The organism is Aquiflexum sp. (genome assembly GCF_041749095.1).
Lineage (GTDB): Bacteria > Bacteroidota > Bacteroidia > Cytophagales > Cyclobacteriaceae > Aquiflexum.
The window spans coordinates 1-7,926 of record NZ_JBGTCA010000075.1 but is presented as its reverse complement, the minus strand read 5'-3'; the positions used below and the strand labels follow the sequence as shown (position 1 = coordinate 7,926).

Annotated in this window: 6 protein-coding genes; 2 read left to right on the top strand and 4 right to left on the bottom strand. The window is 41.1% G+C overall.

The features are described from left to right. The 3 genes from ACEW8O_RS04435 to ACEW8O_RS04425 form a co-directional block, all read right to left on the bottom strand. The coding region (locus ACEW8O_RS04435) for an ABC transporter permease (protein WP_373493417.1) at positions 1 to 1,505 on the bottom strand (1,505 nt) is incomplete at its 3' end. A gap of 336 nt (positions 1,506 to 1,841) precedes the next feature. Next, positions 1,842 to 2,102 carry a hypothetical protein gene (locus ACEW8O_RS04430; protein WP_373493416.1) on the bottom strand — a complete coding sequence of 87 codons (261 nt, stop codon included), beginning with the start codon at positions 2,100 to 2,102 and terminating at the stop codon, positions 1,842 to 1,844. Between the two features lie 619 nt (positions 2,103 to 2,721). Next, a complete protein-coding gene (locus ACEW8O_RS04425; RefSeq protein WP_373493415.1) occupies positions 2,722 to 5,139 on the bottom strand; it encodes an ABC transporter permease in 2,418 nt (805 codons plus the stop codon). 283 nt (positions 5,140 to 5,422) lie between these two features. On the opposite strand from ACEW8O_RS04425, the gene ACEW8O_RS04420 reads away from it, so the two are divergent. Further along, complete coding sequence (locus ACEW8O_RS04420) at positions 5,423 to 5,656, top strand: DUF6364 family protein (RefSeq protein ID WP_373493414.1); 234 nt, start codon at positions 5,423 to 5,425, stop codon at positions 5,654 to 5,656. Between the two features lie 191 nt (positions 5,657 to 5,847). On the opposite strand, the gene ACEW8O_RS04415 is transcribed toward ACEW8O_RS04420, so the two are convergent. Next, positions 5,848 to 6,993 (bottom strand): cystathionine gamma-synthase, encoded by a 1,146-nt coding sequence (locus tag ACEW8O_RS04415; protein WP_373493413.1) that lies wholly within the window; start codon positions 6,991 to 6,993, stop codon positions 5,848 to 5,850. A gap of 296 nt (positions 6,994 to 7,289) precedes the next feature. Between ACEW8O_RS04415 and ACEW8O_RS04410 the strand changes: the two genes are divergently transcribed. Continuing rightward, the coding region (locus ACEW8O_RS04410; RefSeq protein ID WP_373493412.1) for a TVP38/TMEM64 family protein at positions 7,290 to 7,926 on the top strand (637 nt) is incomplete at its 3' end.

Here is a 7,926-nt window from a genome sequence, read left to right as displayed (position 1 = left end):
GGCATTTTTCTGAGTTCTTCCACAAAGGTTTTTAGATTTTGCGGCCCAAAGCTAAATCCCCTTTCTACAACCAAAACATGTTCCTTATCAAATCCCAAAGATACATTCTGCATGTATTTCATCTGGTCCCGGATCACCAATGTCCCAATGATCAGGATGATGGAAATCCAAAACTGAAAGACGACAAGGCCATTTCTGATCCATTTACCTTTTTGGCTGCCTGTAAACTGTCCCTTCATGACATCGATCGGTTTGAAGGAAGAAAGTACCATTGCAGGATAAATCCCAGCCAAAAGACCTACAAAAAGGATCAGTCCGAAAATGGCCAAACCTGAGGTGAGGTCAATCGGAAACTGCAGGTTCCTTTCGGTCAATACATTGAAAAAAGGAATCGCGACCTGTACAATCACTAAAGCCAAAAACACCCCAACAGCACTCAGAATAATAGCCTCCGTCAAAAATTGCCGCATCAACTGTGGCCTGAGTGAACCCATCACTTTTCTGATACCTACTTCCTTGGCTCTTTCGGAAGAGCGTGCAGTGGCGAGGTTCATAAAATTCACACAAGCAATGCCTAAAATCAAAAATGCAACAGCTATCAGAATATATACTGAATTGATGTTACCTGAAGGCTTCATCTGCGCCTCTAAGTAAGTCGGGAAAAGGTGGATATCATTCAGTGGTTGTAGAAAATAGCGGTACCCGTTCCCGGCATTTCTATATTCTGCCCATGATTTACCTAGTTCCCTTTCTATCTGACCTGCGGCATATTTGTCCACCAAAGTTGGAATTCCTGCTTCAAGGGACTTTGGGTCTGCTCCTTCTTTAAGCTTGAAATAGGTGTAGGCAGAAAATCCCGTAAAATTCTCCTGTTTAAAAAAAGGATTTACTTCATTGGAAATGATAGCGCTGAATTTGAAATGGGAATTCTGGGGAAGATCAGCCAACAAAGAAGTTACGGTAAATTCAAGGTTTTCCCCTATCCTGATCAACTTTCCGATAGGATCCTCATCCCCAAAATACCTTTTGGCAAATTCCTCAGTCACTGCCATTTCACTTCCAAGTGCCAACAGGTTTTCTGTTTTTCCCTTCAGTATTATGAAATCAAAAACCTTGAAAAAAGAACTGTCCGCCGCCAAGATCATTTCTTCATCAAACCGGACTTCCTCCTCTCTTTGGTTGATGTAAGTCAGTTCCACATTGGTGTTCCTAGAAGCAATGGTAGCGGCTTCAATCTCATCAAAAGAATCCAAAGCAACCCCTGCGAATGAATGGGGAATAATCGCATAATAGGTCGAGTGGTTGGGGTAAATCCTCTCCAAAGACATCCTGTAAATCCTGTCCTGATCCTTGAAAAATTTATCATAGGAAAATTCATTTTGGATAAAAAGCACGATCAGCACACAGCTTGCCACCCCAACTGCCAATCCCAAACTATTGATTAACGTATAGACCTTCTGCTTCAAAAGGCTACGCATTGCGATTTTGACGTTGTTTTTGATCATGGTTGTTTGGTTTTTGGTAGAGGGTAATTTGGTTTATTGCTTGGGAAATAATTGAAATATGGTAGAAATAAATAGAAATATTTTGATACCGGTTTCTGGAAGATATTCATGGATATTGGATATTGATGGATATTGATTCCAACATAGCCGTGATGGTGGAACATTATATCGCCGAAGGGATTATATCAAATTATATCGCAATGCATATATCAATTTATTTCAAACTTTTTATATCGCCGAAGGCATTATATTTATTTATATCGCGAAGCATATATCTATTTATCTCGCGAAGCATATATCTATCCATCCCCACAAAATATCCATCAATTTCTAATATCAATATTTCTTCTCCACAAAAGTTATCGGCACAAACTTCTCCGTCGGGGCTCCAATGTAGTAAAGTGTCCAATTTGGATCATGGTGCGACAGCATCTCTGAAAGGCAATCTGCCCGGTGCCCTTGTGGATTCTGACAATCGTCCCAATAGAACAACTCCACCTTGTAATGAAGGGCCTGTTTTTGGTTGTTGATCGTCACTTCAATTTGAATGTCCTGTTTTCCTGATGAAGTTGGGATGGGTATAGCTATGTGAGTCATGGGAATAAGGTTTATGGTGAAAGATTGAATGGTTTATGAGTAGTGTATCTTTTAAAGAAAGTTTTCTGAAACCTATTTCTCTCTCTTTCGGATCGGGTAATTTTAGCTCCCTGATACTCGGGTAGACATTGAATTACGGTTTTTTTTCTTGGTTCTTGGTTCTTGTCTCTTAGTTCTAGCCACTTGGCTCCCCGATTCTCAGGGCATGCATTGGTTCTTATCTCATTACTCTCGTCAAAAGCTTCTCCCAATTCAACCCACATTAATTAATTCTACATCGTCCGTGCTTCGGGCACATATACTCAATATATTTACCCGGCAATAAATTACCGGGCTATTACATCGGTCATGCCTACGGCATTTTGAATCCCCGCTCCTCGCAATTTGCAATTGCGAGGACAGATTAAAGGAATTTGTAATTCCAATTTTACAGCCTAATTGAGATTAGGATTACAAATCCTATTTATCTGTCGTCCGCCATTCTAAATGGCGAACAGCAGCCTCTTGTATCTTGGCTCCCCGATACTCGGGGCAGGCTTTGGTTCTAGACTCTTGGCCCTCGCATCTCGCTTCTCGCTTCTCGCTTCCACTACCCAACCTTCATCCCTCATCCTTCCCCTCACTCGCTCTTCAGACTCCTCACCGGGTTCAGCATCGCTGCTCTGACGGCCTGGGAACTGATGGTGGTCAAAGCCACGATGACCGCGACCATTCCCGCCAATAAGTAAACCCACCAACCGATTTCCACTTTATAGGCAAATCCTTCCAGCCATTTATTCATGGCATAATAAGTGACCGGAGTGGCAAGTACGATAGCTACCAATACAAGTTTGATGAAATCTTTGGACAACAATGTGACTATACTTGAAACCTCTGCACCAAGTACTTTTCTGATACCTATTTCCTTGGTCCTGATTTCTGCCGTATAGGTAGCCAAACCGAACAATCCCAAACTGGCAATTAGGATTGCTAATATCGAAAATGTGGTAAAAATCTTTCTGAATTTGAAATCAGCTTGATATTGTTTATTGAAATCTTCATCCAAAAAACTGTACAAAAACGGCCTATGTGGTGCAATGCTCTTCCAAACCTCCTCAACTTCAGTAATGGTTTTTTGCAAATTGTCAGACTTTACTTTGAGAGATAGGAAACGACTGGCATAGGCTTCAAATGGCAAAGTCAATGGCTCGATGGTGCGATGAAGGGAAATAAAATTAAAATCCTTCACCACTCCTATTACTTCTCCTGCCCTACCCCACTGGTCAAATTTCTTCCCAACAATGTCAGCAGGATTGGCATAGCCATATTGTCGGGCAGCAGCTTCGTTGACTACCAGGGCCGAAGTCGAATCAGATGGGAAATTCCTTGAATATGATCTTCCCACAACCAATTCCATATCAAAATGATCTATAAAATCTATCCCAACCTGGAATATTGCCTGTCCGTCCATTTTCATTTCCCCATCGGGATTCTCTATTTCAGTTCCGGCATTTGGGAAATAACCACCCGGTACGCTTCTCGAAAAAGCAGCAGATAAGATGGCAGGATTTGATTCCAGTTCGCTTTTGAGGGCACTTGATCTGTTGTTTACAATTTCATCATAATTATAATCAAGCACCAGCATCTGTTCATTGTCAAATCCCATGTCTTTGTCAAGCAGGTGGTTCATTTGGTTATACACAATGATGGTTCCTGCAATGAGGATGATGGACAAGCTGAACTGAAAAACCACAAGTCCCTTTCTTAAGCTGACCCCACTGCTATTGGCTACAGAAATCCCTTTTAGGATCTGAACCGGCCTAAATCCGGACAAAACAAAGGCGGGATAAGACCCTGCCAATATTCCTACTACGAATAGAACCCCTATTAAAGCAATGACGGTTTGCAGATCGACAAACCTATCCAACAGCAATTCTTTGCCCGTAATGCTGTTCATCAGCGGCATTGCTAATGTTACAAAAATGACAGCAGCAATCATGGCCAGAAATACGATGATGATGGACTCTCCCAAAAATTGGAATACAAGATGCGTCCTGTCTGCTCCGACGGATTTCCGGATACCGACTTCCTTGGCCCGCTCCATGGATCTGGCTGTGGACAGGTTCATGAAGTTGATCATGGCAATAACCAAAATAAAAATTCCAATCACCGAAAAAACATAAATATTGGACAAGCTCCCTGTTTCGCCGGGTTGTCTATCAGCATCTGTTCTAAGGTAAAAATCCTTCAAAGGCTCGACACGGATGGTATAGAGTGGATTGTCCTGCCTTGCAGCCAGAAAATCAGGGATTTTTTGTTTAAAGGAGTCAAGGTTAAAATTTTCATTGACCAAGAAATAAGTATAGAAATCTGCATATCCCCAGTATTCAAAAACTTGGGGGATTGATATTCTAAAGGTGCTCAATGATAGCAGTATATTGAATTTGAAATGGGAGTTGGCAGGAACATCTTCAATCACTGCTGTTACAGTATAATCCCCGGCGTTTGACCTTCCCGGGGAGTCACTTCCTTTCATGGTTTTGCCGATCGGATCTTCGTTTCCAAAATACCTTTTGGCGGTACTTTCCGTCATCACCATACTGTATGGTGCGGTCAATGCATTTTTGGGATCGCCTTTAACCACCTTCCAACTAAAGACATCAAAAGCTGTCGAATCCATAAAAAACACCCCCTCTTCCTGATATGAATTTTCTCCATCAGTCAACAGGATATCAGAGCTGCCTGAAAACTGGACAATTTTGTCGACCTCAGGAAAATAACTTTTGAGAGCAGGCCCCACCGGTGCGTTATTCCAAACCCAAAATGGATTTGCTCCCGCATTTTCAGGTTGGTCTTCAGATGGAAGACTCCCATGTGTCAAACGGTATATTCTATCTCCCTTTTCATGGTAAGTATCATAAGAAAGCTCATCCTGCACAAACATAAAAATCATGAAACAACAAGCCATCCCCAATCCCAATCCAAAAATATTGATAAAGGAGTATGCTTTCTTTTTCAAAAGGTTTCTCCAGGCGATTTTAAGGTAGTTTCTTAGCATGATTGGTTTTTATTTATAGGTCGGTCTAGTTTTCATTGCTCCGCCACTTTACTAAAAAGCAACAACAATTTAAAAACAATCCATAACCCATTATCCATACCCGTGCCATACATAAATAGGTAATTCAGGCTGTTGGAGGAAGATTCTGATTTGAGCTAGAAAAAATTGCGAACATTTTTGCCCGTCAACGGACGGTTTTTTGAATCCTAATTCTTACACAAATTTGTTTTCAAGAATAGGAAAACTAAGTATATTTATGAATAATCATCATGTAAATCCAGATATGGAAAAATTAACACTCGATATCAAGGACATGGAATTGATCACTTGGGCCAAAAACTATGCTAGATCCAACTCCACTAGTGTAAGAATATTATTTGAGTCCCATATCAGGGCATTAAAGGAGTTTGAAAAAATAGAAGTGAAATTAAGCCCAGAACTCCAAAACCTTAGAGATCCTGGCCAAAGACCAACTGAAAAGGAAATTGAAAAGCATTTGGTCCAAAGACGAAAATAATACATCTAGACTTCAGAAATGAAAAAACATTTTTTAGAAGAGAATATCTTATTATCATTCCAATTTTAAAAAATCAGCGAAAATCAGCTATATCTGCGTCATCTGCGTTCCCCTAATCCCAAATAAAAAAACCGGACATAAACAATATCCGGTCTTCAATTAAATAATTTGAGTGATGACAGATTCTTTTATCAAACCTTTGCCAAGGCCTGATCAAGATCCTCTTTCAGATCCTCAATATCCTCAATTCCCACACTCAATCGAATCAGGGATTCCACCAATCCGACTTTTTCCCGCTCCTCCTTAGGAATACTGGCATGGGTCATGCTTGCAGGATGGCCGCTCAATGACTCCACTCCCCCTAAAGATTCTGCAAGGGTAAAATAATGCAGGTTTTCCAATACTTTATGGGCATCTTCTATCTTATTTCCTTTAATGGTAAAAGAAATCATTCCCCCAAAATCCCTCATCTGCTTTTTGGCTATTTTATGGTTGGGATGGTCTTCAAATCCCGGCCAATAGACTTTATCCACTTTAGGATGATCTTTCAGAAACCGGGCAATGGCAGCACCATTTTCACAGTGCCTTTCCATTCTCAGGTGCAATGTCTTGATCCCTCTCAACACCAAAAAACAATCCTGAGGACCGGGAGTAGCGCCACAGGCATTTTGGATAAATGCCAATTTTTCCTGCAATTGATCATCATTCACCACCAATGCCCCCATCACCACATCAGAGTGGCCGCCAAGATATTTGGTCACAGAATGCATCACAATATCCGCCCCCAAATCCAAAGGATTCTGCAAAAACGGAGTTGCAAAGGTATTGTCCACACCAAACAGAATATTGTGCTTTTTGGCTACTTTTCCAATTTCCTCAATATCAATGATGTTCATCATCGGATTGGTAGGTGTTTCTGCCCAAATCAGTTTGGTATGGGAAGTTATATAATTCTCAATAGTCCTTGGGTCTTCCATGGAAATGAAATGGAACTTGATGCCGTACCGCTCAAATACCTTTGTGAAAATCCTGTAAGATCCACCATAAAGGTCATTGGTACTGATGACTTCATCTCCCGGGTTCAGCAATTTGATAATGGCATCAATGGCACCCAATCCTGAGGAAAAACATAGCCCGTGATTACCGTTTTCCAAAGCTGCCAGATTATTCTGCAAGGCCGTCCGGGTAGGATTGTGTGTTCTGGAATATTCATAGCCTTTGTGATCTCCGGGAGAACGCTGCACATAGGTGGAAGTCTGAAAAATAGGAGTCATAATCGCCCCTGTACTTGGATCCGGTTCTACACCGGCATGTATTGCTTTGGTACCAAATTTCATAATTTTCTTTAATTACTATTTCTTAATATTAATTGTTTGAAGTGATGACAGACACGTGATATCCATTCTATAATGGGTCAGATGTCCGATGTCCGATGACCGATGAAAGCCTTGATAATTTATTTAACCATCTCATTAATTAAGATACCTTCAATATTCAGGAATGAGGGTAATTTTTATGGAATAAAACTTATTTAGGCTATAAGGTTCCTTTTTAAAGTGATTTGGATGAAATCAAATCAAGTATTGGTGGCTTGATGAGGATTTTCTTTCCTTTGCGGTTACGAGGCCCAAAGATGGAAAAAAAGCAAGGAATATTCAAGGAGTTCAGATTAGCTGGAAAGCAAAACCCTGTGGTGGCAATTGCCCTGCTATGGGTAAGTTTCATGCCATCGATAGGTTCTCTGGTTTTTGTTCCATTGGCAGTCAGATACAACAGTTTTTTATCTGAATTGGATTTTGCCGATTTCAGCACCGTGTTTTTAGGATTGTTGGTCAGCATCTTTCTTATGGGTTTGGCATTGATGCCCACGACTTTGATCGCTGGATTGTCAGGGTTCATTTTTGGTTGGCAGGCGTTTCCTTGGCTGGTATTGGGCTATACCTTGGCAACACTTTTAGGATATGGTTGGGGGAAAAAGCTTAGCGGTGAGAGCCTTGATGTGATATTGGAGAAATATCCTAAAGCAAAAACCATGTTGGTAAGAAAAAGTGGCCGGATGGGGGAATTGATCTTTTTTGTCCGATTAAGCCCTGTTATCCCTTTTGCCATGTCCAACCTGATTTTTGCCCTAATTAAATCAGGCTGGAAAAAACTGGTGATTTTTGGAACGATCGGCATGCTGCCCAGAACGACTTTGGTGTTCATATCCGGAACCTTGGCCAATGACCTCTACACCGCCATCAAACAGGATGGTGTCAGTGGGAAAGTAT

What these genes read in the sequence shown, in the direction of transcription:
- ACEW8O_RS04415 (WP_373493413.1), bottom strand. Translation starts at nt 6,993, where the DNA reads ATGAAATTTGGTACCAAAGCAATACATGCCGGTGTAGAACCGGATCCA.
- ACEW8O_RS04425 (WP_373493415.1), bottom strand. Translation starts at nt 5,139, where the DNA reads ATGCTAAGAAACTACCTTAAAATCGCCTGGAGAAACCTTTTGAAAAAG.
- ACEW8O_RS04430 (WP_373493416.1), bottom strand. Translation starts at nt 2,102, where the DNA reads ATGACTCACATAGCTATACCCATCCCAACTTCATCAGGAAAACAGGAC.
- ACEW8O_RS04420 (WP_373493414.1), top strand. Translation starts at nt 5,423, where the DNA reads ATGGAAAAATTAACACTCGATATCAAGGACATGGAATTGATCACTTGG.